The organism is Streptomyces sp. NPDC046465, assembly GCF_040646035.1.
GTDB lineage: Bacteria > Actinomycetota > Actinomycetes > Streptomycetales > Streptomycetaceae > Streptomyces.
On sequence record NZ_JBEYZK010000013.1, the window covers coordinates 152327 to 177045 of the forward strand.

General features: G+C 72.4%; 17 protein-coding genes. 7 read left to right on the plus strand and 10 right to left on the minus strand.

Going from position 1 to position 24719, the window contains the following annotated elements; translation table 11 throughout:
- Nucleotides 1-94 precede the first annotated feature (94 nt).
- Nucleotides 95-1420 carry a sensor histidine kinase gene (locus tag ABZ953_RS21665; protein WP_361726304.1) on the plus strand — a complete coding sequence of 442 codons (1326 nt, stop codon included), beginning with the start codon at nucleotides 95-97 and terminating at the stop codon, nucleotides 1418-1420.
- A 30-nt stretch (nucleotides 1421-1450) separates the two neighbouring features.
- On the opposite strand, the gene ABZ953_RS21670 is transcribed toward ABZ953_RS21665, so the two are convergent.
- Both ABZ953_RS21670 and ABZ953_RS21675 read right to left on the minus strand, forming a co-directional pair.
- Entirely contained in the window at nucleotides 1451-1981 is a 531-nt protein-coding gene (locus ABZ953_RS21670; protein ID WP_361726307.1) for an SUKH-3 domain-containing protein, read from the minus strand.
- A 122-nt stretch (nucleotides 1982-2103) separates the two neighbouring features.
- The gene (locus ABZ953_RS21675) at nucleotides 2104-2652 is read right to left on the minus strand and encodes a YwqJ-related putative deaminase (protein ID WP_361726508.1); all 549 of its coding nucleotides are present in this window, start codon (nucleotides 2650-2652) and stop codon (nucleotides 2104-2106) included.
- A 481-nt stretch (nucleotides 2653-3133) separates the two neighbouring features.
- Between ABZ953_RS21675 and ABZ953_RS21680 the strand changes: the two genes are divergently transcribed.
- The 3 genes from ABZ953_RS21680 (at nucleotide 3134) to ABZ953_RS21690 (ending at nucleotide 8160) form a co-directional block, all read left to right on the plus strand.
- Complete coding sequence (locus ABZ953_RS21680; protein ID WP_361726310.1) at nucleotides 3134-4120, plus strand: SMI1/KNR4 family protein; 987 nt, start codon at nucleotides 3134-3136, stop codon at nucleotides 4118-4120.
- A 7-nt stretch (nucleotides 4121-4127) separates the two neighbouring features.
- Nucleotides 4128-6962 (plus strand): SUKH-4 family immunity protein, encoded by a 2835-nt coding sequence (locus ABZ953_RS21685; RefSeq protein ID WP_361726510.1) that lies wholly within the window; start codon nucleotides 4128-4130, stop codon nucleotides 6960-6962.
- Nucleotides 6963-7257: 295 nt separating this feature from the next.
- Nucleotides 7258-8160: a cellulose-binding protein gene (locus ABZ953_RS21690; RefSeq protein WP_361726313.1), complete on the plus strand. Its 903-nt coding sequence runs from the start codon at nucleotides 7258-7260 to the stop codon at nucleotides 8158-8160.
- 28 nt (nucleotides 8161-8188) lie between these two features.
- On the opposite strand, the gene ABZ953_RS21695 is transcribed toward ABZ953_RS21690, so the two are convergent.
- From ABZ953_RS21695 to ABZ953_RS21715, 5 genes are all read right to left on the minus strand, one after another.
- The gene (locus tag ABZ953_RS21695) at nucleotides 8189-8539 is read right to left on the minus strand and encodes a hypothetical protein (RefSeq protein WP_361726316.1); all 351 of its coding nucleotides are present in this window, start codon (nucleotides 8537-8539) and stop codon (nucleotides 8189-8191) included.
- 46 nt (nucleotides 8540-8585) lie between these two features.
- Nucleotides 8586-10532 (minus strand): pre-toxin TG domain-containing protein, encoded by a 1947-nt coding sequence (locus tag ABZ953_RS21700; protein ID WP_361726319.1) that lies wholly within the window; start codon nucleotides 10530-10532, stop codon nucleotides 8586-8588.
- A gap of 133 nt (nucleotides 10533-10665) precedes the next feature.
- The gene (locus ABZ953_RS21705) at nucleotides 10666-12246 is read right to left on the minus strand and encodes a cation acetate symporter (RefSeq protein ID WP_361726512.1); all 1581 of its coding nucleotides are present in this window, start codon (nucleotides 12244-12246) and stop codon (nucleotides 10666-10668) included.
- Nucleotides 12247-12263: 17 nt separating this feature from the next.
- The gene (locus ABZ953_RS21710; RefSeq protein WP_361726322.1) at nucleotides 12264-12815 is read right to left on the minus strand and encodes a DUF485 domain-containing protein; all 552 of its coding nucleotides are present in this window, start codon (nucleotides 12813-12815) and stop codon (nucleotides 12264-12266) included.
- Nucleotides 12816-12928: 113 nt separating this feature from the next.
- Complete coding sequence (locus ABZ953_RS21715; RefSeq protein ID WP_361726325.1) at nucleotides 12929-14452, minus strand: MFS transporter; 1524 nt, start codon at nucleotides 14450-14452, stop codon at nucleotides 12929-12931.
- A 428-nt stretch (nucleotides 14453-14880) separates the two neighbouring features.
- Between ABZ953_RS21715 and ABZ953_RS21720 the strand changes: the two genes are divergently transcribed.
- Nucleotides 14881-15699: an ABC transporter ATP-binding protein gene (locus ABZ953_RS21720; RefSeq protein ID WP_361726328.1), complete on the plus strand. Its 819-nt coding sequence runs from the start codon at nucleotides 14881-14883 to the stop codon at nucleotides 15697-15699.
- Nucleotides 15696-18278 (plus strand): FtsX-like permease family protein, encoded by a 2583-nt coding sequence (locus ABZ953_RS21725; RefSeq protein ID WP_361726331.1) that lies wholly within the window; start codon nucleotides 15696-15698, stop codon nucleotides 18276-18278. The genes ABZ953_RS21720 and ABZ953_RS21725 overlap by 4 nt, the downstream gene beginning before the upstream one ends.
- Nucleotides 18279-18432: 154 nt before the next feature.
- Here the strand turns inward: ABZ953_RS21725 and ABZ953_RS21730 are convergent, their stop codons facing one another.
- Genes ABZ953_RS21730 through ABZ953_RS21740 form a run of 3 tightly spaced genes read right to left on the minus strand, consistent with a single transcriptional unit; the run spans nucleotide 18433 to nucleotide 20905 of the window.
- Nucleotides 18433-19926 (minus strand): DUF2079 domain-containing protein, encoded by a 1494-nt coding sequence (locus ABZ953_RS21730; protein ID WP_361726334.1) that lies wholly within the window; start codon nucleotides 19924-19926, stop codon nucleotides 18433-18435.
- A gap of 57 nt (nucleotides 19927-19983) precedes the next feature.
- Nucleotides 19984-20409 carry a hypothetical protein gene (locus tag ABZ953_RS21735; protein ID WP_361726337.1) on the minus strand — a complete coding sequence of 142 codons (426 nt, stop codon included), beginning with the start codon at nucleotides 20407-20409 and terminating at the stop codon, nucleotides 19984-19986.
- Complete coding sequence (locus ABZ953_RS21740; RefSeq protein ID WP_361726340.1) at nucleotides 20402-20905, minus strand: SigE family RNA polymerase sigma factor; 504 nt, start codon at nucleotides 20903-20905, stop codon at nucleotides 20402-20404. Before ABZ953_RS21740 ends, ABZ953_RS21735 begins: the two co-directional genes overlap by 8 nt.
- Before the next feature lie 246 nt (nucleotides 20906-21151).
- Between ABZ953_RS21740 and mfd the strand changes: the two genes are divergently transcribed.
- Complete coding sequence (gene mfd, locus ABZ953_RS21745) at nucleotides 21152-24682, plus strand: transcription-repair coupling factor (protein ID WP_361726343.1); 3531 nt, start codon at nucleotides 21152-21154, stop codon at nucleotides 24680-24682.
- Nucleotides 24683-24719 lie beyond the last annotated feature (37 nt).

Here is a 24719-nt window from a genome sequence, read left to right on the forward strand (position 1 = left end):
CGGGTTTCGCTTCCGGTCGAACAGGGCGTGGGGGCGGTCGCCGAGCCGGAAACTCGCCGGAAAAGCGGGGCGGTGCGCCCGTACGCTGGAAGGCATGACCACGACGGGGGACGACCGCACCACGGCCATGACCGGGCCGTGGTGGTGGGAACGGTGGCGCGGTGCCGTGCTGGATGTGGGGCTCGCCGCGCTGTCCGCGGCGGAGTGCGGGGCGGAGGGCGTGGCCTTCGCGCGCGACTCCGGGCTGCCCACCCCGGTGGGCGTCGGCTTCGGCGTGTTCGCGGGCGCCGCACTGCTGATCCGGCGGCGCTGGCCGGTCGCCGTCGTCCTGATATCGATCGCGATCACACCCGCGCAGATGGGCGTGCTGCTCACGGTCGTGGGCCTGTACTCCCTGGCCGCCTCCGAGCTGCCGCGCCGCATCACCGGGGCGCTTGCCGGGATGTCGATGGCGGGCACGCTGATCGTCGCGCTGGTGCGGGCCAACCAGGACGTGGCGGAGGGCAGCCCGTCGATCGGCAGCGAGTTCATCCCGTTCTTCGCGGTCACCGCCGCGGTCGGCGTGACCGCGCCGCCCGTGCTCCTCGGGTTGTACGTGGGGGCGCGGCGCCGCCTCGTGGAGGGGATGCGGGAGCGTGCGGACAGCCTGGAGCGAGAGCTTCAGCTGCTTGCCGAGCGCGCCGAGGAGCGGGCGGAGTGGGCGCGGAACGAGGAGCGCACGCGGATCGCCCGCGAGATGCACGACGTGGTGGCGCACCGGGTGAGCCTGATGGTGGTGCACGCGGCGGCGCTGCAGGCGGTGGCGCGGAAGGACCCGGAGAAGGCGGTCAGGAACGCCGCGCTGGTGGGGGACATGGGCCGCCAGGCGCTCACCGAGCTGCGGGAGATGCTCGGGGTGCTGCGGGCGGGCGACGGGGCGAAGAAGGAGAAGCCCGCCGAACCGTTGCCGCTGGCCGCCGTGGGGTTCGCGGCGGCCGCCGCGGCGTCGCGTGCGGTGGACGAGGACGGTCCGTGCCTGGCGGAGCTCGACGAGTTGGTGGGGCAGTCCCGTACGGCGGGCATGGCGGTGGACCTGTCGGTGCAGGGGGAGCCGCGTGACTGTTCGGCGGAGGTGGAGCAGACCGCCTACCGCGTGGTGCAGGAGGCGCTGACGAACGTGCACAAGCACGCGGCGGGCGCGAAGACGTATGTGCGGCTCGCGTACCGCGGGGCGGAGATCGCCATGCAGGTGGAGAACGAGCCGCCGCCGGAAGCGGGCGGCGGTACGGCGGACGCGCGCCTGCCCAGCGGCGGCAACGGCCTCGTGGGGATGAAGGAGCGGGTCATGGCCCTCGGCGGGGTCTTCGTGTCGGGGCCGACGGACGGCGGGGGTTTCCGGGTGTCGGCGGTGCTTCCGGCGGCGGCCGTCGCGATGGGGTAGCAGGTAGCAGGTAGCAGGTCCTCGTAGGAGTTACGTTGCCGTGCTCGCCGAGAGGCGGGTCGGCTGGGCGCCCGTGACGAGGGTGGCGAGGGCCTGGTCGATGTGGGCGCCGAGGAACCAGTCGCCGCTGTGGTCGAGGCTGTAGACGCGGCCCTCGGTGTCGATGGCGAGCAGGGCCTGGTTGTCGGGCTCCTCGCCGATGGGGCAGACCTCGGTGCCGAGCGCGCGGCCCAGGTCGCTGAGGGTGCGGGCGAGGTGCAGGCCGTACATGGGGTCGAGGTGCAGTGTGGCGGGCGCTATCTGGCGGCCGGGCCCCTGCGGGGTGATGTGCAGGCCGCCGAACTCGGCCCACGCTTCGACGGCCGCGGGGAAGACGGTGTGCCGGTGCCCGGCGGGGGAGGTGTGGCGGCGCAGGGCGTCGGCCCAGATCTCTGCCTGCTTTATGTCCCAGTGGCCGGGGCGCCAGCCCGCGGCGCGCAGGGCGGCGTCGACGGGGACGGGGAAGCGGGTGCTGCCGCCGGTGGCCGGTGCGGCGGTGGGGGCGGGGTGTTCGGGGTGCATCGGGTGGCCCTCGTTCGGTCGTTCGGGCGGTCGTGGGGACGGTCGGATGGAGGGTGGGTTGGACGGCGGGATGGACGGTGGGGCGCCGGTCCGGCGGGTGGCCGGGTGATGAGCACGGGCTCTCAGGCGTCGGTCGCCGGGTCGACGATCCGTACGCCGAAGTGGGCCGTGAGGGCGGTGCAGGACCGGCAGGGCTGGGCGAAGCCGCCGTGCAGGGGGTCGCCGTCCTCGCGGATGCGGCGAGTGGTGAGTTTGGCGTGCTTGAGGGCCTTGCGGGCCTCGCCGTTGGTCATGGGTTTGCGGGCGGCGCGCTTGGAGCGGCCCCTGTCGGCCGCCGTGAGGTGGCGGGAGATGAGGATGACCTCGGCGCAGCGGCCGGTGAAGCGTTCGCGCTGGCCGCTGGTGAGGGCGTCGAGGAAGTCCTGGACGAGCGGGTGGAGCGCGGGGGGTTCCTCGCCGCGCCCCGCGGTACAGGTGAGCGTGGTCTGGCCGCGTACGGAGAGGGCCGCGGCGACGGTCGGCAGGATGCCGTCGCGGCGCTGGCGGAGGATGGGCGCGTGGGCGGCGGTGGCGCTCCAGCCGACGCGTGGGTCACCGGAGCGTGGGTCCCCTGAGCGCGGGTCGCCCGTGCGTGGGTCGCCGCTCGCGCGCGGATCCCCGGCGGTCGGGATGGTGGCCGGACCGTGGTCGTGTGGACGGGCGGTGCCGTGATCGTGCGTATGGGCGGTGCCGTGGTCGTGCGTACGGGCGGTGCCGTCGTCGCCCATGGTGGCCGCCGTCGTGGACAGCGTGTGGCCGGGCATGCCGCTCTGTGCCGTCTGCATTGCGCTCTTCCCTCCCCCTGCTCGCGGCCGTCACCGCGTGTGCCACGCCCCCGCGTCGCGGGGACAGCCTGCCAAATGGGGCGGGTGGTGCGGAAGCTGGGGCACTGCGACACGCCTGGCTTTCCGTCGGGTTTCGCCGCACGGTGACCGTCCGGTGGCTGGTGGTCATGGAACCGGAGGCCCGGTGACCGGTGTCGTCCTTACGCATAGGCTGTGTCGGCATCGCGGAACGAGATGTGGAACCGGACGCACGAACGCGGGCCGGTTCCGCGGCTCGGTTCACACGAAAGAATCAGAACCTTCCACAGCGCCGCAGGGGGCAACCGCCATGACGACAGGTCGGCTGGGGCAGCAGTCCGCGCCGCCGAACGCGGCTTACGCGGGGCAGGTCGTGCACTTCCCGGACCCGGTCCGCGCCGCGCGCCACCCCAGAGGGGTGCGGGTGGACGGACACGGCTATCCGGACTTCTCGGCCTACGCGCGCGCCGCCGCCGAGATCGCCGAGCCGCCGGAGGGGTTCGGCGTCGACGAACTGCGCCTGACGGACTACGTGTCGGCGAACGCGGTGCTCGCGGCGGCGGGTCACGACCTGTGGGACACGATTCCCGCGGTGGCGACCCCGCACGGCTGGACGTGGCACCACGTGCGCGGCAGCCGCCGTCTTGAGCTGGTCCCGGTCGAGGTGAAGGCGTTGCTGCGCCATCACGGCGGGATCGCGACGACGGTGGTGGACCAGGACAAGCGGGGCACGCGTCCGCTGCAGGAGACGCGGCCCGCGCACTTCGGTCTGCCGAAGGCGGCGGTCGCGGTGACGGAGCAGCAGGTGCAGGGCGTGGAGGAGGACCTGGGCTACCGCCTGCCGGGTGCCTACCGTTCCTTCCTGAAGGCCGCGGGCGGCTGCGCGCCGGTCGGTGCCGCGCTCGACGCCGAGTTGGGGCTCCTCGTGGACCAGCCGTTCTTCACGGTGCGGGACGAGGCCGCGGTCAACGACCTGGTGTACGTCAACAAGTGTCTGCGCGACCACCTCACCAAGGACTATCTGGGCGTCGGTTTCGTCCAGGGCGGTCTGCTGGCCGTGAAGGTCAAGGGTGACCGGATCGGTTCGGTGTGGTTCTGCGCGTACGACGACGTGCGCGACCAGGACGCGTGGCCGCCGGCGGAGCGCGTGCAGCGGCTGCTGCTGCCGTGCGGTGACGACTTCGATGAGTTCCTGTGCCGCCTGGCGGGCAATCCGCCGGAGCTGGAGACCGTGGCGAACCTGATGGTGGACGGCGGCTTCGCGCAGGCCGTCCCCGTGTCCTCGGGTGGGGAGTGACGTGGCGATGGTGACTTTCGCGCAGGCGCAGGATCGCGCCGAGGAGTGGATCAACGGCGACGTGCCGGGCTATCAGCACCAGGAGGTGCGGGTCCGGGAGTTCGACTTGGGCTTCGTCGTCTGGGCCGAGGACAGGGAGAACGGTCCGGTCTCCGACGGCGGCGCGCAGCGGCTGGTCATCGCGCGGGACAGCGGCGAGGCCACGCTCTGGCCGGGGCTGCCCGTGGGTGAGGTGATCCGCCGGTACGAGGAGGAGTACGGCCTGCCGGACGCGGTGCCGGAAGACACGCCTCCGGCGCCCCCGGAGCGGGTTGACCTGAATCAGACGTCGTTCCTGCTGACTCCTCCGGAGTGGCTCCAGGAAGCGGCGGACAAGCTGGGCATTCCGGACCGGCGGTCGGAGGGGGCGGCTGCGGCTTCTTCGTCCGGTGCCGCGTCTGTTTCTCCAGCCGCGGAGACGCCCGAGGCTCCAAAGCCCCCCGAGGCTCCAAAGCCCCCGGAGGCCCCCGCGGCGCCTGTCGCGCCAGGTGGCGGTACGCCGTGGCCTGCCGCCGCGTCCGCCGACGACGGCATGTCCGACGGCGCGGACAGCCTGCCCGAGGCCTCGCCGAGCGAGCCCGCGGGGGCGACTCCGTGGGCCGGTACGGACACCAACGCCGATGCGGGCGACGACCATTCGGTGCCGCTGCCCGCCACGGTGTTCGCGCCGCCGCTGACCGGTCTTGACGACGGCGACACCCCGCCGCCGGGTGCCTCGCCCGAGGCCAAGACGGCGCTGATGCACGGGGGCAGCCAGTTGCCGCGGACGTCGATCGCCCCGGCCCTGGACACCCCGGCGCCGGGCGCGCCCGCGGCTCCCGCCGCGCCCGCGGGTCCGCCGCCGAACGCGCCGCTGCCGCCCGCGGTTTCGCCCACGCCGACGCCGACGCCGACGCCCACGCCTCCGTCTCCGCAGCCCGCCGCGTCCTCCGACGCGTACGGGTACCCGCAGGCTCCCGCGGCCGCCGCCCCCGGAGCCGGAGCCGGATCCGGATCCGGAGCCGGTGACATCGCAGACGCGGCCACCAGCAAGGCGGAAGGACCGCCCTACGGACCCCACGGCCCCCGCGGCACCGGGGCCGGTACGCCCCCGCCGCCGGGCCCGCCCGGTGCGCCCGGTGCGCCCGGGGCTCCCGCCGGGGCGACGCCGCCGCCGTCCGGGCCCGGTGCTCCCGGCACCCCCGCCGGTGGATACGTCCCCACGCAGCTCGTCTCCTCGCTCGGCCCTGAAGGACCGCAGCCGCCCGGACCCCAGCCGCCCCCGGCCCCCGGTACGCCTCCGGGTGGTGTGCACCACGCGGCGACGATGCTGGCCGACCCGAGTCTGGGCGGTGCCGGTGGTCTGAAGCCGCCGGGTGCGCCCGCCGCGCCCCAGCCGCCCGGCCCGCCCGGTGTGCCTGGTGCGCCGCAGCCTCCTGGCCCGCCCGGCGCCCCCGGTGCCCCAGGTACGCCTCCCGGCGGTGTGCACCACGCGGCGACGATGCTGGCCGACCCGAGTCTGGGCGGTACCGGTGGCCTGAAGCCGCCGGGTCCACCTGCCGCGCCCCAGCCGCCCGGCCCGCCCGGTGCCCCCGGTGCCTCTGGTGCGCCCGGTGCCCCCGGCGCTCCGCAGCCCCCCGGCACCCCGCCGCCCCCCGGCGGCGGCGTCCACCACGCCGCGACGATGCTGGCCGGGCCTCCGGTCGGCGGTCCCGTCGGCGGTCCTGGCGGTGGTCCTGGCGCGCCCGGCATGCCGCCGCCGCCCGCACCGGGACAGCCCGGCCCCGGCATGCCCGGCCCCGGCATGCCCGGCGGTCAGCCGTACGGCTATCCGCAGCAGCCGACCGGTCAGCCCACCGTCGGCCCCGGCTACCAGGCGGTGCTCCGCTTCCGCGCGGCCGACGGCTCCGAGCAGCAGCTCATCCGCCGCTCGGCACCCGGCACCCCGCACCCGGAGTGGCAGATCCTGCACGAGCTGCGCGGCATGAACGTGCCGCCGCAGCAGGTGCTCGAACTCCATACGGAGCTGGAGTCCTGCGAGCTGCCGGGCGCGTACTGCGCCCGCATGATCCGCGAGACCTGGCCGCAGGCGCGGATCACGTCCATCGCCCCGTACGGCAGGGACCACGCGTCGCGCCAGCAGGGCATGCAGCAGCTCATCGCGCACCAGGGTGAGTTGCACCAGGTCGCGGACGGTCCTGCCCGGCCCGCGCCGGTGCGTGCGCCGCTGCAGCAGATGCCGCCCGCCCCGCCGATCCCCCCGGAGGGCGTCGCGCAGGAGCTCGCCGCCGCCTTCGGTCCCGGTCTCTTCCGGTTCGACCAGCGGGCGGTGTCGCGCCAGGGCGTGCCGGACATCGTGGCGCACACCCTCGTGGTGGCGGGTCTGCCCGTCGATTTCGGGCCGTTCTTCTGGGCGCAGGCCCAGCCGGGGCGTCCGGTGCCGACGCTGGCGGAGCTCGCCCAGGAGCGGGGTGTGCAGCCCGCCTCCGACGCGGGCTCGTACCTGGTGATGGGCAGCGACTTCGGCCGCGCGCTCTGTGTCCAGTACGGCACGGCGAACATCGTGGCCGTGCCGGTGGAGGCGGGCCCCGGTGGTGCGCCCGTGCCGCCGCAGTTCGTGAACACGGGGCTGCCGGAGTTCGCGCGCTGCATGGCGCTGCTCGGCCGGATGTGGCGGCTGCGCTTCGGGCTCAACCAGGAGCAGGCGGGCCGCTGGACGGTGGACTTCCAGAACCAGCTGGCCGCGCTCGACCCGGCGGCGCTCGCGTCGCCGGAGAGCTGGTGGTCGGTGCTTCTGGAGCAGATGTGGGACGGGCTCCTGTAGCCCGACCGCAGCACGCGACCGTAACCGCAGTATGCGACAACCGCAGTACGCGACCGTAGGTGTGGAACGAGGCGCCCGACCCGGGGATACGGGTCGGGTGCCTCCTGCGCGCTGGCCCATACGGGGCGTGGGACGGGGCGAATGTCGCCCCGATTCCGACTTCCGCCGCCAATTGACGCATCCTTGACCGGGTGGAGTGGGCGGAGTGTCGCGTTATGAGCGCTTCCGCTTGATCCATCAAGATGTGCGCCAATCGTGCAGTACGCGCGTGGTACGTCGGAGAGGGGATCCAAGGATGAGCAGCAGCGGTGCACCGCCGTCGCCGCACGGCTTCTTCACCGGGCGGGGGCGCGGCTACCGTCCCGCACAGGTCGAGGCGTACGCGGCCGGTCTGTCCGAAGAGCGGGACGGGGCGTGGGAACGTGCCGCCCGGCTCACCGTCCTGGCCAAGGACATGGAGGCGGAGGCCGAGCGGCTGCGGGACGTCGTGTCGCGGCTCGCCCCCCAGACGTACGAGACGCTCAGCGAGCGGGCCCGGCAGATCCTGGCGCTCGCCGAGGCCGAGTCCGCCACCGTGCGGGAGGCCGCACAGGCGGACGTGCAGCGGCTGACCGAGGAGACCGAGGCCGGGGTGCGGGCGGTGCGGGAGGCCGCGCGTGCGTACGCCGACGAGGTCGGCGCGGACGCGGAGGAGCGGGCGCGGCAGCGTCTCCTCGCGGACCGGGCGACGGCCGACGAGGCCCGTGTCTCCGCCCGGCGCGACGTCAAGGCGTGGCGCGGCGAGGCGCTGGCCGCGCTGCGCGAGATGCGCCAGCGGTGCGAGGACATGCTCGCCGACCAGGAGAAGGAGCAGGGCGAGCGGTGGGAGGCCGCCGAGCGTGAGGCGGCCGAGCGCGAGGCCGAGTCGGACGCGCGGGACGCGGAGCGGGTGGCCGCCGCCGAGGCCAGGCTCTCCGAGGCCAAGCGGGCCTTCGCCGAGGCGGAGGAGTCCGCGCGGCACCGGCAGGAGGACGCGGAGGCACGGGGCGCGGAGCTGGTCGCGGAGGCCGGGGTGCACGAGGAGCGGGTGGCGCGCGAGACGGAGCGGGTGCTGCGTGAGCACGGCGAGCAGTGGGACGAGGTGCGGGCGCACATGGACCACGTACGCAGCAGCCTGGCCACGCTGACGGGCCGGGCGCCGGCGGAGGAGACGCCTTGACGGCTCCACCGCCGACACCCCGGCCGGGTCAGTCCAGTTCGGATGGTCCGGATAGTTCCGGCAGGACGCCCTCGGGGCCGCCGTCGTCGAGGATTCCGCGGAAGGCGGCGGTCATCGCGTCGACGCCGCCGACCGGGACGACGACGAGGTCCGCGCACTGGAAGAAGGCGCCGCCCGCGCATTCGCCCGTCTGCTGCCAGCGGTCCATGACGGCGGCGATCTCGCGGAGCGTCATGAAGGTGGCGCTCCACCTCGTGCCGTCGGGCAGCCGGAGTTCGGCGTCGACGTTCTCGACGTCCTCGGCGCGGTCGTCCGCTCCCAGCATGAAGAGGGCGGTGAACCGGTCGTCCGTGACGACGTGGTGGAGGTCACTTTCCATAGAGCTGGTCACTCTCCATTGAGCTGGTCACTTTCCACAGAGCTGGTCACTTTCCATAGAGCTGCTTCAGCCTCGCGATCACCTTGGGCTCGTTGCCCTTGTCGGCCTTGCCGACGATCTCGATGCCGCCGTCCACGTTCCGGAAGAAGAGGCGTCCGCCGTTCCGGCCGCGGGCGTACGTGATGTCGGTGCCCGCCAGCGCCTTGCTGCCGAGCCCCGGGTTCATGTTTCCACGGGACAGCTGCTCGAAGAGGCCGTCGAGGTCGCGCTGGACCGCCTGGTTCTTGCCCGCCTGCTGCGCGGCCTTGGACAGCTGCGAGTCCTTGCCGACGGCCGACGTGATGAGCTTGCACGGGGCCGCGTTGTGCACCAGGACCGGGGTGTCGCCCGCCAGCACGTAGTACGTGTGCGTCCCGGCCACGGTGAGGTTGCGGACCTCCTGGGCCGGTGCGGTCCATGAGGTGACCGCGTCGATACGGGCGGGTGCGCCCGAGTCGGTCCGCAGCGTCATCCCGGGCGTCAGGTCGGCCGCGTTGGTCCACTGGTCGAGGTCGCCGGTCCAGAACGGGTGCAGGTCGGTCGCGGTGACCGAGGCGGTGCGGTCGCCGCTGTCGCCGTCGACGTCCACGCCGACCTTGACGAGGTTCTTCTCGCCGTCGCCGACGATGAGGTCGGTGACCTGCTGCCCCTGGGTCGTGCCGGTGCCCGGGTCGGTGGCCAGGACCTGGTCGCCCTCGTGCACCTGCTCGATGGGGACGGCGGAACCGTCGGCCATGAGCACGGGCGTGCCGGGCACGAAGCTGTTGCCCGCGCAGGTGGCGGCGGCTGTGCCGCCCTTGCGGGCCTTGCGCACGTCGTCCGCGGTCAGGGCCTTGGCGCCGACCTTGGCGCCGGTCTTGAGCCAGCGCAGGACGGCGAGGGAACCGGCCGCCCGCTCCGTCCCGCTGAGCTTCTCGCCGGTGGCCAGGTCCTTGCCGGTCAGGGCTTCCACGATGCCCTTGCCGTCGCCGATGCCCGGCATCAGGTCGAGGAAGAGGGACATCCGGCGCTGCTGGGCGGCCTCGTCCAGGCCGGAGGAGCCCGACCCCCAGGAGTCGCCGACGTGGGAGAAGTCGAAGCCGATGTCGGGGAGTTCGCTGAGCCGCTGGGCGCCCTTCTTGATCCCCGGGACGTTCTTGTTCGCGGCCGCCATGCCCTTGTTGGCCTTGGCGATGCCGCTGTTCATCTCCTTCATGCCCTGGTTGGCCTTGGCGATGCCCTTGTTCGCCTTGGCCAGGCCCTTGTTGACCTCGTCGACGCCCTCGTTCATCGTCTTGAGGCCGCGGTCCATCTGGGCGAAGCCCTTGTTCATCTGGTCGAACGCCGCGTTGAGCTCCTTGAGCTCCTTGCCCCAGTCGGTGGTGTCCTTGACGGGCTTGACGTCCCTGGACGGCGGGTAGCCGTAGTCGCCGACGACGACGGTGAGGATGCTGAGGGCGTAGAGCGAGTCGCTCGTCGTGCCCATCATCTTGTCGGCATCGGCGACGTTCGAGGCGAGCTTGACCAGGTGCGGCTTGGCGGCCTCGGCGGTCTTGACCGCCTGGGTCAGGATCTTCTCCTGCTCCTTCGGGTCGGCCGTCGACGAGGGGTCCTTGAGCTCGGCGAGCTTCAGCTTCCCCAGCGCGGCCAGCTCCGTGTCGAGCGTCTTGAAGCGGGCGCCGTGGTCCTTCATCGCCGATTGCGTTCCGTAGAGGAACAGGACGGTGCCCGCACCGGCGATGAGCGCCTTGCGGGTGAACTCCCGCAGGCAGTCCGCCTTCTCGACGAGTCCCAGGTCGTCGCAGTGCGCGTAGTGGGAGATCCGCCCGGCGATCTCGATGAGGCTCGGCGGCTGCTTCTCGGCGGCGAGCGCCGGGGCGCCCGCCGCGACGGCGGCCGTGAACGAGAGCGACAGCGCGGTCGCCGTCGTGAGGAGTCTGGTGGTGGTTCTGTGGTGCATGTGTTCCTTGGTCATGGGGGCACGACGCCCATGACGATGCGACCCCCGAGTCATTTCTGACGAGTACCCGTCAGAGTTACCGACAAGTACGGTAACACCGCGACATCCTGCGACATTGTGGGATGTCTGACTTTCCATCATCAAATGCTTACTTCCCCCGGCGCGCGGCCCCCGCCAGGATCCAGCCCTCCACCGTCTCGTACTGCCTGCGTTGCTCCTGCGCCTCGCCACGGTCCGAAAGGCGCGTGCCGAGCCAGCCGAGGAGGAAACCGAGCGGGATCGAGGCGAGGCCCGTGGTGGTGAAGGGGAACCAGGTGAAGTCGTGGTGGGGGAAGGCGGCGCCGGGGCTGCCGGAGACCAGGTTCGTGCCCGTCATCAGGACCGCGGAGCCGAGCGTGCCGCCGAGCAGCGTGCAGAGCAGGCCCGTCCGCGTGTAGCGGCGCCAGAAGAGGCTGTAGACCAGGGCGGGGGCCAGGGCCGATGCGCCAAGGCAGAACGAGAGGGTGGCGAGGGGCTGGAGGTTGTGGTCCTTGACCAGGACCGCGAGGAGGATCGCCGGAACTCCTATGGCCAGTGCGGAGACGCGGGCCAGCGTCATCTCGCACCGGGGCGACGGCGTACGGCGGCCGTGCGCGAAGACGTCGTGGGCCAGGGAGTTGGCGCAGGCGAGGATCATGCCCGCCACCGAGGCGAGCAGGGTCAGGAACAGGGCCGTGGTGACCGTCGTGAAGAGCAGCGTCTCGGCGGTCGAGGTGCGGGCGCCGAACGCCGCGCGGGAGCCGAGCAGATAGGCGGTGTTGCCCTGCGGGTCGTCCTCCGTGATCGCGGCCCGGCCCACCAGCGCGGTCGCGCCGAACCCCACGACGGTGATGACCAGGACGAAGAGGGACACCGAGGAGACGGCCCAGGACATCGAGCGGCGTATCTCGCGGGCGTCGCGCGCGGTGTACATCCGCATGGTGACGTGGGGGAGCGCCGCGCCGCCGAGGACCACCGTCAGCTCCGAACTGATCATGTCGAGCCGGGGCATGGGGCTGTCAGCGAACTGCAGTCCGGAGCGGAGGAAGGCCGGTCCCGCCCCGCTGCCGTCCCGCGCGGCCGCCAGGAGCGCGCCCGGGTCCCAGTCGAAGCGGCGCAGGATCAGTACGGCGATCACCGCGCCGGAGCCGAGCAGCATCACGATCTTCAGGATCTGGATGAGCGCGGTGCCCTTCATGCCGCCGATCGCCGCGTAGCTGATCATCAGGGCGCCGAGCGCGACGATGCAGCCGGTCTTCAGGCCGTCGTCGGTGAAGCCGAGGATGAAGGCGAGGAGGTCGCCCGCGCCCGCCAGTTGGACCAGCATCAGCGGGAGCAGGGCGGCGATGGTGGCCGTGCACGCGGCGATCCGGACGGCGCGGCCCGGCATGCGGCGCGCCATGACGTCGCCCATGGTGAACCGGCCCGCGTTGCGCAGGGGTTCGGCCAGCAGGAACATCAGGAGCGTCAGGGAGAGCGCCGTGCTCAGGGCGAGGACCACGCCGTCGTATCCGAGGAGGGCGATCACGCCGCCGGTGCCGAGGACGGTGGCCGCCGAGATGTAGTCGCCCGCGATGGCGAGGCCGTTGCGCATCGGCGAGAGGGCGCCGAAGCCGGTGTAGAACTCGTCGAGGTCCTCCCGGTCGGGCCCCGTCATCACGCAGAGCAGCAGCGTGAGCGTGGCCACGGCGGTGAAGGCCACCACGGACATGGTCTGCGCCTCCTCGCTCACGGCCGGCCCCCTTCCGTATCGGCCCGGTCGGCGGCGGGCCCGTACTGGCGGCGCAGCCGTTCGGACAGCGGGTCGAGGCGGCGGCGGGCCGTGCACTCGTACAGGACGAGGGCGAGGCAGGTGACGGGCAGCTGGCAGAGGCCGAGCAGCAGGCCGGTGGAGAGGCCGCCGGAGAACGTGCCGGTCATGAAGGACGGCGCGAGGGCGGACAGGACGAGGAAGAGCGTGAAGTAGCCGAGCGCGGTGAGGGTGGCGACCCGGCGCTGGCGGCGGTAGGCGCCGCGCAGCTTGCGCAGGTCGCTGTGGCGGCCGGGCGCCGGGTGGCGGGGGAGGCGGGGCGCGGGGGCAGGTGGGGGCGGGGGCGGTGGCTGCCAGGGGTAGGTGAGGCGCGGCTCGCACGGCTCATGCGGGCTGTACGGCACGTACGGCTCATGCGACTCGAACAGCTCGTACGGCTCATGCGACTCGTACAGCTCATGCGACTCGTACGGCTCATGCGGCTCGTGTGATGGCGGCGGGGCAGGTGGGTCGTACGGAGGGTGGGTCATCCCGGTTCTCCTTGCGCGGCTTCCGGTCCGTCGTCGTGCGGACCGCAGGGAGCGAGAGGAGCCGAGACGTTACTCGCAAGTAGCGCCGACGTGTGGAGTTTTCGGCAAACCGCTCAGTCGGACGGTTGCGTGGGTGACAACTGATCCTGCTGAGAGCCGAGTTGCTGCTCCGTGAGCACCGGGAAGCGCCGCGGTGCCAGGAGGAGCAGCACGCCCAGGGCCACCAGCGCGGCGCACCCCGCCCCCAGGTACACGGAGTCGACCGCCGAGTCCACGGCCCGCCGCAGCCGCTCCGGGTCGGCCACCGACCCGGGATCGTCCAGGACGCGCGCCACCGAGTCGAGGGATCCCGACCCGCCGAGCCGCGCGCTCAGCACGCCGTTGGCCACCGCGCCGAACAGGGCGGCGCCCAGCGTCTGGCCGATCTGGCGGCAGAACAGGACGGAGGCGGTGGCCGTGCCGCGCTCGGCCCAGCCGACGGTGGACTGGACGCCGACGATCAGCGGCAGTTGGAAGAGGCCGAGGGCCGCGCCGAGCAGCAGCATGAGCAGGGCGGGCTGCCAGGCGGTGCCGGGGTAGGGCAGCAGCGGGAAGGCGAAGAGGAGGAGCGCGGCGGCGGAGATGCCGGTGACGGCGGTGTTGCGGAAGCCGATCCTTCGGTACACGTGCTGGCTGAGCGCCGCGGAGACCGGCCAGCTCAGCGTCATCACGGAGAGCACGAACCCGGCGGCGACCGGGGCGAGTCCGAGGACGGACTGGGCGTACGTGGGAAGGAAGACGGTGGGCGCGACCATCAGAAGGCCGAGCGCGCCGAGGGCGAGGTTGACCGCGGCGATGGTGGGCCTGCGCCAGACCCAGCCGGGGATGATCGGTTCGGCGGCCCGGCGTTCGACGAGGACCACGAGGGCGATCAGCGCGAGCCCGGCGGCGAACAGGCCGAGGGAGGGCGCCGACAGCCAGTCCCAGGCGACGCCGCCCTGGACGAGGGCGGTCAGGAGCGTGCCGCCGCAGGCGAAGACGGCGAGCGCGCCCGGCCAGTCGACCGGGCCGCGCGGCACGGTCTCCCGCGCGGGTTCGTGCAGGTGGCGCACGATGAGCCAGAGCGCCACCGCCCCGATGGGCAGATTGATCAGGAAGATCCAGCGCCAGTCCGCGTACGAGGCGATGAAGCCGCCGAGCGCGGGGCCCGCGACGGACGACGTGGCCCACACCGTGGACAACTTGGCCTGGATCTTGGGGCGTTCCTTGAGGGGGTACAGGTCGGCGGCGAGGGTCTGCACGGTGCCCTGGACGGCGCCGCCGCCAAGGCCCTGGACGACGCGGAAGGCGATGAGCGACTCCATGTTCCAGGCGAGCGCGCAGAGCGTGGAGCCGAGCAGGAACAGGACGCAGCCCGCGATGAGGACGGGCTTGCGGCCGAAGGTGTCGGAGAGCTTGCCGTAGAGGGGCAGGGTGACGGTGGCCGCGAGGAGGTAGCCGGAGAAGAGCCAGGAGAAGATCGAGAAGCCGCCGAGCGCGCCCACGATCTGCGGGACCGCGGTCGACACGATCGTGGCGTCGACGGCGGCCAGCGCCATGGCGAGCATGAGCGCGGCGACGACCGCGCCCCTGCCGCGTATCGCGTCCTGGGTGCCCACGGAACTTCCTTCCCCCTGCAACTGGTTGCTGCGGGTCACCTTCTCACCCGGGCGAGCCCAAGGGCAGGGTGGACGGAGGGGTGGAGGCGACCCTGAGCCGGGCTCCACCGGCGGGTGGAGATCCCCTAGGGGTATCTCCGTACAACGGACTGGGGACCGTTCGTCCCGCCGGAGGATGAGGCGGGCCGCGACGGTCCTTAGATTTGCTTTACGAGCCGGGCACGGGGCCGGCTCGGACGACCCGCCCCGCCGGAGCGGAGAACCACACCGGCGGAGCGGAGAACCACACCGGCGATGGTGGGGTTTTCCCCCCGAAAAGACTGCGCTGAGCACCAGCGCGCCGGGGCCCGGCAGCACACCAGACTGAAGCGCGAGAGCGCGCCGCGTACCGACTCGGCTCGCCGGATGACCGACATAGGAGAATTACCGTGACAACGGCTGTGGCAACACCCAGGCACGGGGGCACTGGAGGGCGCACGGCCGTGGCGGCGCGAGCGCGCCAGGTCGTGAAGGCGTACGGCTCCGGGGAGACCCGCGTCGTCGCGCTCGACCACATCGACGTGGACATCGCCCGCGGCCAGTTCACCGCGATCATGGGGCCCTCCGGCTCCGGCAAGTCCACCCTGATGCACTGCCTCGCGGGCCTCGACACCGTCAGCGGCGGGCAGATCCACCTGGACGAGACCGAGATCACCGGCCTCAAGGACAAGAAGCTCACGAAGCTGCGCCGGGACCGGATCGGCTTCATCTTCCAGGCGTTCAACCTGCTGCCGACCCTGAACGCCATCGAGAACATCACGCTCCCGATGGACATAGCGGGCCGCAAGCCCGACCGGGCCTGGCTCGACCAGGTCGTGGAGACCGTGGGCCTGGCCGGGCGCCTCAAGCACCGCCCGACCGAGCTCTCCGGCGGCCAGCAGCAGCGCGTCGCCGTGGCCCGCGCGCTCGCCTCCCGCCCCGAGATCATCTTCGGCGACGAGCCGACCGGAAACCTCGACTCCCGGGCGGGCGCCGAGGTGTTGGGCTTCCTGCGCCGCTCGGTGACCGAGCTCGGTCAGACCATCGTGATGGTCACGCACGACCCGGTCGCCGCCTCGTACGCGGACCGCGTCCTGTACCTCGCCGACGGCCGGATCGTCGACGAGATGCACCACCCGACCGCCGACCAGGTCCTCGACCGCATGCTGCGCTTTTCCGGGGGACGCCCCCAGGCCCCCTCCTTCGACGCCCGGGGCCGTACGTCATGACCGTCCTCAAGACCTCGATGCGCAACTTCTTCGCGCACAAGGGGCGCATGGCGCTCTCCGCGGTGGCCGTCGTCCTGTCGGTGGCGTTTGTCTGCGGCACGCTCGTCTTCTCCGACACCATGAGCACCACCTTCGACAAGCTCTTCGCCGCCACCTCCGCCGATGTGACGGTCAGCCCCAAGTCCGCCGAGGACGCGGGCGACACGCCGCGCAGCGGCAAGCCCGAGTCGCTGCCCGCCTCCGTCGTGGAGCAGGCGAGGAAGACCAAGGGCGTCAAGACGGCCGAGGGCTCCGTCAGCAGCCAGAGCGTCACCGTCGTCAACGCCAGGAACAAGAACGTGGGCCCCACCAGCGGCGGCCCGACGATCGCGGGCAACTGGACGCACAACGACCTGCGTTCGATGGACATCACCTCCGGCCACGCCCCGCGCGGCCCCACCGACGTGATGGTCGACGCCGACACCGCGGACAAGCACCACCTGGGGATCGGTGACGAGCTCCGCACCATCGCCGCCAGCGGCGACCACACCGCGAAGATCTCCGGCATCGCCACCTTCAAGGTGACCAACCCCGGCGCCGCGATCTTCTACTTCGACACCGCGACCGCGCAGCGCGAACTGCTCGGCACCACGGGCCGGTTCACGCACGTCAACCTCACCGCCGACGCGGGCGTCAGCGACACCCGGCTGAAGGCCGACGTCACGACGGCCCTGGGCAAGGCCGCGTACGACGTCAAGACGCAGAAGGAGACCACGGACGACAACCGCGACTCCGTCGGCAGCTTCCTCGACATCATGAAGTACGCGATGCTCGGCTTCGCCGGGATCGCCTTCCTCGTCGGCATCTTCCTCATCATCAACACCTTCTCGATGCTGGTCGCCCAGCGCACCCGCGAGATCGGCCTGATGCGCGCCATCGGCTCCAGCCGCAAGCAGGTCAACCGCTCCGTGCTCGTCGAAGCCCTGCTGCTCGGCGTGTTCGGCTCGATCCTCGGCGTCGGCGCGGGCATCGGCCTCGCCGTGGGCCTGATGAAGCTGATGTCCGGCATGGGCATGGAGCTCTCCACCGGCGACCTCACCGTCAGCTGGACGACGCCCGTGGTCGGCATGGTCCTCGGCATCGTCGTCACCGTCCTCGCCGCCTACCTCCCCGCACGACGGGCGGGCAAGGTCTCGCCGATGGCCGCACTGCGCGACGCGGGCACCCCGGCCGACGGCCGGGCGAGCGCGCTGCGCGCCGTCCTCGGCCTGGTCCTCACCGGCGCGGGCGGCGCCGCCCTCTACGCCGCTTCGCAGGCCGACAAGGCCTCGCAGGGCTCCCTCTTCCTGGGCGGCGGCGTCGTCCTCACCCTCATCGGCTTTGTCGTCATCGGCCCGGTGCTCGCCTCCGGCGTCGTCCGCGTCATCAGCGCGGTGCTGCTGCGGGCGTTCGGCCCGGTCGGCCGGATGGCCGAGCGCAACGCCCTGCGCAACCCGCGCCGCACCGGCGCCACCGGCGCGGCCCTGATGATCGGCCTCGCCCTGGTCGCCTGCCTCTCCGTCGTCGGCTCCTCGATGATCGCGTCGGCCACCGACGAGCTCGACAAGTCGGTCGGCGCGGACTTCATCGTCCAGCCCACCCAGCCCGGCATCTCGATCACCGCCAAGGCCGAGAAGTCCCTGGGACGCGCCCAGCACATCGGCCACGTCACCCGCCTGAAGCAGATCGACGCGGACCTGACCACGCCCGGCGGCAAGAAGGTGGACGGCATCGGCCTGAGCGCCGCCGACCCGACCTACGCCAAGGACCTGCGCCGCGAGACGGTCGCCGGTGAACTGTCCGCCGCGTACGGGAAGAACGCCATGTCGGTCGGCGACAAGTTCGCGAAGAAGCACGGCCTCAAGGTCGGCGACGAGCTGAAGGTCGCCTTCGAGCACGGCAGGACGGCCCGGCTGAGGCTGGCCGCCGTCACCAAGGACGACGGCACCCTCGACAACGGCGCGATGTACACGAACATCACGACCCTGCAGAAGTACGTGCCCGCCGACCGGCTCCCGCAGAACGACATGATGTTCGCGACGGCCGCCAAGGGCCAGGAGGACGCCGCGTACGCGTCCCTGAAGCACTCCCTGGAGAAGTACCCGCAGTACAAGGTGATGGACCAGACCGACTTCAAGCAGACGCTGAAGGACCAGGTCGGACAGCTCCTGAACATGGTCTACGGCCTGCTCGGGCTCGCCATCATCGTCGCGGTCCTCGGAGTGGTGAACACCCTGGCCCTCTCGGTGGTGGAGCGCACCCGGGAGATCGGACTGATGCGGGCCATCGGCCTCTCGCGCCGCCAGCTGCGCCGCATGATCCGCATGGAGTCGGTGGTCATCGCCCTCTTCGGCGCGCTGCTCGGCCTCGGCCTCGGGATGGGCTGGGGAGCGACCGCCCAGAAGCTCCTCGCCCTGGAGGGCCTGAAGGTCCTGGAGATCCCGTGGCCGACGATCATCGCGGTCTTCGTCGGGTCGGCGTTCGTGGGCCTGTTCGCGGCGCTGGTCCCGGCCTTCCGGGCCGGCCGGATGAACGTCCTCAACGCCATCGCCACCGAATAGCCGTCACGACCGAGTGGCCGTCACGACCGAATAGCCGTCACCACCGAAGAGCCACCGCCACGGGGGAGCGGGGGAACCGGCCCCGGGGAGCGCGCGGAGCAGCGCTCGCCGGGGCCGATTGCTGTCCGGGCCCCACACCGTCGAAGGCAGGCTCTCAGTCCCTGCGCAGCAGCACGTACCCGTAGGCGACGTCCTCAAGGACGTAACGGGCGCCCGGATGCAGGTTGTTCGCGTACCCGACCGGGTCCTTCGTCCAGCCGTCCCGGACATCGAGGGCGACGTACGCGGGGACGACCGGGCGGGCCGAGCCCGTCCAGAAGACCCGGGCCCGGGAGGTCAGCCTGCTGAGCGGCCCGATGTTCGCCTCCACCGTGGCGCCGTCAGGGACGCGCTCCAGCATCCGCTCCACGGCGGTGACCTGCTTGCTCTTCTCGTACGTCGCCGACTCGGTGAGGGCCGCGAGCGGCAGGGACGTGGTGAGGGCGAGCGCGGCGACGGCGGCGAGGGCCGGGAGCCGCTCCGCGTACCGGCGCAGCCACGGCCTGCCGCTGCGGCGCGCGGAGGCGGCGGCATCGGCCAGGGCGAGCAGGATGACCGGCATCAGGACGGCGCTGTAGTGCCAGTCCGTGCCCCAGTAGTGGTCGTCGGCGGAGACGAAGCGCCAGCCGAGGGTGGGGAGCGCGATCAGGAGCAGCGGCGAGCGCAGGGCGAGCAGTCCCGTGGTGGGCAGGAGCAGCCAGAGCAGCGTGCGCAGCTTGATGCCGAAGCCGTCGAACACCCCGGCGGCGCCGCCCGCGTCCCCGACCTTGTTCCAGTAGTCGTACCCGCCGACCGAGTTGAAGGCGGGGATGACCAGGGTGAGGGTGACCGCGGTGGCGACCGCGCCGAAGGCGGCGACCCCGAGGGCGTAGGGCATCGCCTTCGGGTCGGTGCGGCGGCACCGGATCGCCACGACCACGGCGATGGCCGCGAGGGTCGCCCCCAGGTCCTCCTTGACGAGGACGAGGGGCAGCGCCCAGAGGAGGGCGGCCCGCCAGCGGTGCCGAAGGAGCGCCTCCAGGGAGAAGGCGATCAGCGGCACGGCGAAGCAGATCTCGTGGAAGTCGAAGTCGACGGCGCGCTGGATCCCCCACGACAACCCGTACGCGACCCCAACGCCGAGCCCCGACGCCCGCCCCAGGAGCCGGGTCGCGGCGCGCGTGACGGGCACGACGGAGACCGCGACGAGCAGCGCCTGCGCGACGAGCAGCGTGAGCGGTGACGGGAAGACGCGGTAGAAGGGCGCGAGGAGGGCGGTGACGGGGCTGAAGTGGTCGCCGAGGATGTTCGCCCCCGGCCCCTTGAGATCGGCGACCGGAGTCTGGAGGTGCGCGTACGCGCGCACGGCCTGCTCGAAGATCCCGAGATCCCAGGAGCGGCTCTCCAGACGCCGGTAGCGGCAGATGGACACCACGGCGTAGGCGACGGCCAGCGCGGCCGCGAGGAGGAGGGGCGCGCGGTCCCAGAGTGTGGTCCGGGCCCCGGTGTGCGCGGTGTGCGCGGTGTGCGGGCCGGGCGCGGGAGCGGGCACGCCGTCTGCCCGGTCCCGCCCCGGTATGAGCTCGTCGGCACGCTCCGGGGCGGTGGCGTCGGTCTTGGCTCCTGGCATGGGGTGGCTTTCTGGTGGGAGAGCGGACGGGGCGACGGGGGACGGGTCTACAAGGATCTACGAGGGCTTCGATGCCGAGGACACCACTGTCGAGGGTGACGCGGTCGGGGTCGCCGTCAGGGTCGGGGTAGCGGTCGGCGGCGGCGACCGGTGCCCGGATGGCGACCGGTCCCCGGACGGTGTCCGGTCGGTGCGGGAGGAGGACGACTCCGGCAGGGAGGCCGACTTCGTGGGGCTCGGCGGCACCGCGGGCCCGACCGGAGCGCCCCCCTTGCCGAGCTGCGCCGCTGCGAGGGCCGCGCCGCCGGAGACCAGGCAGACGGCGAGCGCCGCGGCCACCGCGTACGTCCGGCGTCTGCGACGGGCGCCACGCACCGCCACCTGCCCGCACGGCACCGGCGACGCGCGTCGGCCGCCCGATTCCGCGGCCCGCTTCAGCGCGACGGCGAGGCTGTCGTCGGCCGGGGACTGGGACTCAGTCACGGTGCTCCTCCGAGGTGGGCGCGTCGTCGAAATGCGGCGCGAGCGCCGCCCTGGCACGGGACAGATGGGACTTCACGGTCCCGGCCGCGAGCCCGGTCTCCGCGGCGACCTGCTGCACGGACAGATCGCACACGTAGTGCAGAACGGCCACCCTGCGCTGCCGCTCGGAGAGCCTGCGCAGCGCGGCGACCAGGGCGATGGTGCCCGGATCAGGGGCGGGCACGGCGTCCGCGCGCTCCCCGTGGTGGAGCCGCCAGGCGTCCGCGGTCCGCCCGCGCCGCCGCCACCGGCTGACGGCGAGCCGCCAGGCGACGGTCCTGACCCACGCGTCGGGCCCGGCGTCGCGTTCGAGCCGGGACCGGCGTGACCAGGCTCGCACGAAGGCCTCCTGGACCACGTCCTGCGCCTCGTGGAGGTCGCCCGTCATCAGATACACCTGCCCGACCAGCGGTCTCACGGAGTGCGCGTAGAACGCTTCGAACTCCTCGTCGGTCAAGGGGGCTCCTGATACGTGCGGTGCGACGGTGGCTCTCGAAGGAAGTACTCCTGGCGCACACGTCCGGTTTACACGGCGCGCCGAAAATTTCCGGCCAGGCGTTTTCCGGACATGGTGCGGGAGCCGCGCGCGGCGCCGGGCCGCGCCGATCAGCCCGGAGTCGTACGCTGGAGACCCCCGGCCCGTGTGACGTGCCGGGCGGTTCGCGTTGCCCACCCACTCCGGTTATCTGGACGGAAAGCCTTAATGAGCCTGCACGGTCTGCTCGACGCTGTCGTCAAGGACTCGGCACTCGCCGAAGCGGCCAAGGCCGCGACCGACGGTCACCGCATGCACGTCGACCTGGTCGGGCCGCCCGCGGCCCGCCCCTTCGCGGTGGCGGCGCTGGCCCGCGAGTCCGGCCGCACCGTCCTCGCCGTGACGGCCACCGGCCGCGAGGCGGAGGATCTGGCCGCCGCGCTGCGCACCATCCTGCCGCCGGACGGCATCGCCGAGTACCCCTCGTGGGAGACGCTCCCGCACGAGCGGCTCTCGCCCCGCTCCGACACGGTCGGCCGCCGCCTCGCCGTGCTGCGCCGCCTCGCCCACCCCCGTACGGACGACCCGGAGACCGGCCCGGTCTCGGTGGTCGTCGCGCCGGTCCGCTCGGTGCTCCAGCCGCAGGTCAAGGGGTTGGGCGAGCTGGAGCCCGTGGCGCTGCGCACGGGTGAGACCGTCGACCTGAACGAGACGGTCGAGGCGCTCGCGGCAGCGGCGTACTCCCGGGTCGAGCTGGTCGAGAAGCGTGGCGAGTTCGCCGTACGGGGCGGCATCCTCGACGTCTTCCCGCCCACCGAGGAACATCCGCTGCGCGTGGAGTTCTGGGGCGACGACGTCGAGGAGATCCGGTACTTCAAGGTCGCCGACCAGCGCTCCCTCGAAGTCGCCGAGCACGGCCTGTGGGCGCCGCCCTGCCGTGAGCTGCTGCTCACCGACGACGTGCGCGAGAGGGCCGCGGCCCTCGCCGAGCTCCACCCGGAGCTGGGCGAGCTGCTCGGGAAGATCGCCGAGGGCATCGCGGTCGAGGGAATGGAGTCGCTGGCGCCGGTCCTCGTGGACGACATGGAGCTGCTGCTCGACGTCCTGCCGGAGGGCTCCATGTCGGTGGTCTGCGACCCGGAGCGGGTGCGGACGCGCGCGGCCGACCTGGTGGCGACCTCGCAGGAGTTCCTCCAGGCCAGCTGGGCGGCGACGGCGGGCGGCGGCGACGCCCCGATCGACGTGGGCGCGGCCTCGCTGTGGGGCATCGCGGACGTCCGGGACCACGCGCGTGACCTCGGCATGATGTGGTGGTCGGTGTCCCCCTTCGCCGCCGACGAAGACCTCGACGACCACACCCTCAAGCTGGGCATGCACGCCCCGGAGACGTACCGCGGCGACACCGCGAAGGCCCTCGCCGACACCAAGGGCTGGCTCGCCGACGGCTGGCGCACCGTGTACGTCACCGAGGGCCACGGCCCCGCCGCCCGCACCGTGGAGGTCCTCGGCGGCGAGGGCATCGCGGCGCGTCTCGACGGCGACCTCGGCGAGCTGACGCCCTCCCTCGTGCACGTCTCCTGCGGCTCGATCGACTACGGCTTCATCGACCCGGCGCTGAAGCTCGCCGTGCTCACCGAGACCGACCTGTCCGGCCAGAAGGCGGCGGGCAAGGACGGCCAGCGGATGCCCGCGCGCCGCAGGAAGACGATCGACCCGCTGACCCTGGAGGCCGGCGACTACATCGTCCACGAGCAGCACGGCGTCGGCCGGTACATCGAGATGGTGCAGCGCACCGTCCAGGGCGCCACCCGCGAGTACCTCGTCGTGGAGTACGCCCCCGCCAAGCGCGGCCAGCCCGGCGACCGCCTCTACATCCCCACCGACCAGCTGGAGCAGATCACCAAGTACGTGGGCGGCGAGGCCCCCACGCTGCACCGGCTCGGCGGCGCCGACTGGACGAAGACGAAGGCGCGCGCCAAGAAGGCGGTCAAGGAGATCGCCGCCGACCTCATCAAGCTCTACTCCGCGCGGATGGCCGCCCCCGGCCACGCCTTCGCCCCCGACACCCCCTGGCAGCGCGAGCTGGAGGACGCCTTCCCCTACGTGGAGACGCCCGATCAGCTCACCACGATCGCCGAGGTCAAGGAGGACATGGAGAAGACGGTCCCGATGGACCGCCTGATCTGCGGCGACGTCGGCTACGGCAAGACGGAGATCGCGGTCCGCGCCGCGTTCAAGGCGGTGCAGGACGGCAAGCAGGTCGCGGTCCTCGTCCCCACCACCCTCCTCGTCCAGCAGCACTTCGGCACGTTCTCCGAGCGGTACTCGCAGTTCCCGGTCAGCGTGAAGGCGCTGAGCCGCTTCCAGACGGAGACGGAGTCCAAGGCGACCCTCGAAGGGCTGCGGGAGGGCGCGGTGGACATCGTCATCGGCACGCACCGCCTCTTCTCCTCCGAGACCAAGTTCAAGGACCTGGGCCTGGTCATCGTCGACGAGGAGCAGCGCTTCGGCGTCGAGCACAAGGAGCAGCTGAAGAAGCTCCGCGCCAACGTCGACGTCCTGACGATGTCGGCCACCCCCATCCCCCGTACGCTCGAAATGGCGGTCACCGGCATCCGCGAGATGTCGACGATCACCACGCCGCCCGAGGAGCGCCACCCGGTCCTCACCTTCGTCGGCCCGTACGAGGAGAAGCAGATCGGCGCGGCGGTCCGCCGTGAACTCCTGCGCGAGGGCCAGGTCTTCTACATCCACAACCGGGTGGAGTCCATCGACCGCGCGGCGGCGAGGCTCCGCGACATCGTCCCCGAGGCCCGCATCGCCACCGCCCACGGCCAGATGTCGGAACAGGCCCTGGAACAAGTGGTGGTGGACTTCTGGGAGAAGAAGTTCGACGTGCTCGTCTCGACGACGATCGTCGAGTCCGGCATCGACATCTCCAACGCCAACACCCTGATCGTCGAGCGCGGCGACAACTTCGGCCTCTCCCAGCTGCACCAGCTGCGCGGGCGCGTGGGCCGTGGCCGCGAGCGCGGTTACGCGTACTTCCTCTATCCGCCGGAGAAGCCCCTCACCGAGACCGCCCACGAGCGCCTCGCGACGATCGCCCAGCACACGGAGATGGGCGCGGGCATGTATGTGGCGATGAAGGACCTGGAGATCCGCGGCGCGGGCAATCTCCTGGGCGGCGAACAGTCGGGCCACATCGCGGGCGTCGGCTTCGACCTCTACGTCCGCATGGTCGGCGAGGCGGTGGCGGACTACCGCGCGTCCCTGGAGGGCGGGGTGGAGGAGGAGCCGCCGCTGGAGGTCAAGATCGAGCTCCCGGTCGACGCCCACGTCCCGCACGACTACGCGCCCGGCGAGCGCCTGCGCCTGCAGGCCTACCGCGCCATCGCCTCCGCCACGACGGAGGAGGACGTCAAGGCCGTCCGCGAGGAACTCACCGACCGCTACGGCAAGTTGCCGGAGCCGGTCGAGAACCTGCTCCTCGTCGCGGGTCTGCGGATGCTCGCCCGCGCCTGCGAGGTCGGCGAGATCGTCCTGCAAGGCAACAACATCCGCTTCGCACCGGTGGACCTGCGCGAATCGCAGGAGCTCAGGCTGAAGCGGCTCTACCCCGGAACGGTCATCAAGCCGACCGCGCACCAGATCCTCGTACCGCGCCCGAAGACCGCGAAGGTCGGCGGAAAGCCGCTGGTCGGACGCGAACTGCTCGGCTGGGTCGGCGAGTTCCTGACGTCGATCCTGGGTTCGTAGCGCGGCTGCGCGGCTGCGCGGCTGTGTGGCTGCGCGG

Bases quoted from the DNA above. Each gene is read 5' to 3' on its own strand.
- ABZ953_RS21730 (WP_361726334.1), bottom strand. From the start codon at position 19,926: ATGCCAGGAGCCAAGACCGACGCCACCGCCCCGGAGCGTGCCGACGAG.
- ABZ953_RS21695 (WP_361726316.1), bottom strand. From the start codon at position 8,539: ATGGAAAGTGACCTCCACCACGTCGTCACGGACGACCGGTTCACCGCC.
- ABZ953_RS21705 (WP_361726512.1), bottom strand. From the start codon at position 12,246: ATGTCCGTGGTGGCCTTCACCGCCGTGGCCACGCTCACGCTGCTGCTC.
- ABZ953_RS21680 (WP_361726310.1), top strand. From the start codon at position 3,134: ATGACGACAGGTCGGCTGGGGCAGCAGTCCGCGCCGCCGAACGCGGCT.
- ABZ953_RS21725 (WP_361726331.1), top strand. From the start codon at position 15,696: ATGACCGTCCTCAAGACCTCGATGCGCAACTTCTTCGCGCACAAGGGG.
- ABZ953_RS21670 (WP_361726307.1), bottom strand. From the start codon at position 1,981: ATGCACCCCGAACACCCCGCCCCCACCGCCGCACCGGCCACCGGCGGC.
- ABZ953_RS21685 (WP_361726510.1), top strand. From the start codon at position 4,128: ATGGTGACTTTCGCGCAGGCGCAGGATCGCGCCGAGGAGTGGATCAAC.
- ABZ953_RS21665 (WP_361726304.1), top strand. From the start codon at position 95: ATGACCACGACGGGGGACGACCGCACCACGGCCATGACCGGGCCGTGG.
- ABZ953_RS21700 (WP_361726319.1), bottom strand. From the start codon at position 10,532: ATGACCAAGGAACACATGCACCACAGAACCACCACCAGACTCCTCACG.
- mfd (WP_361726343.1), top strand. From the start codon at position 21,152: ATGAGCCTGCACGGTCTGCTCGACGCTGTCGTCAAGGACTCGGCACTC.
- ABZ953_RS21690 (WP_361726313.1), top strand. From the start codon at position 7,258: ATGAGCAGCAGCGGTGCACCGCCGTCGCCGCACGGCTTCTTCACCGGG.
- ABZ953_RS21710 (WP_361726322.1), bottom strand. From the start codon at position 12,815: ATGACCCACCCTCCGTACGACCCACCTGCCCCGCCGCCATCACACGAG.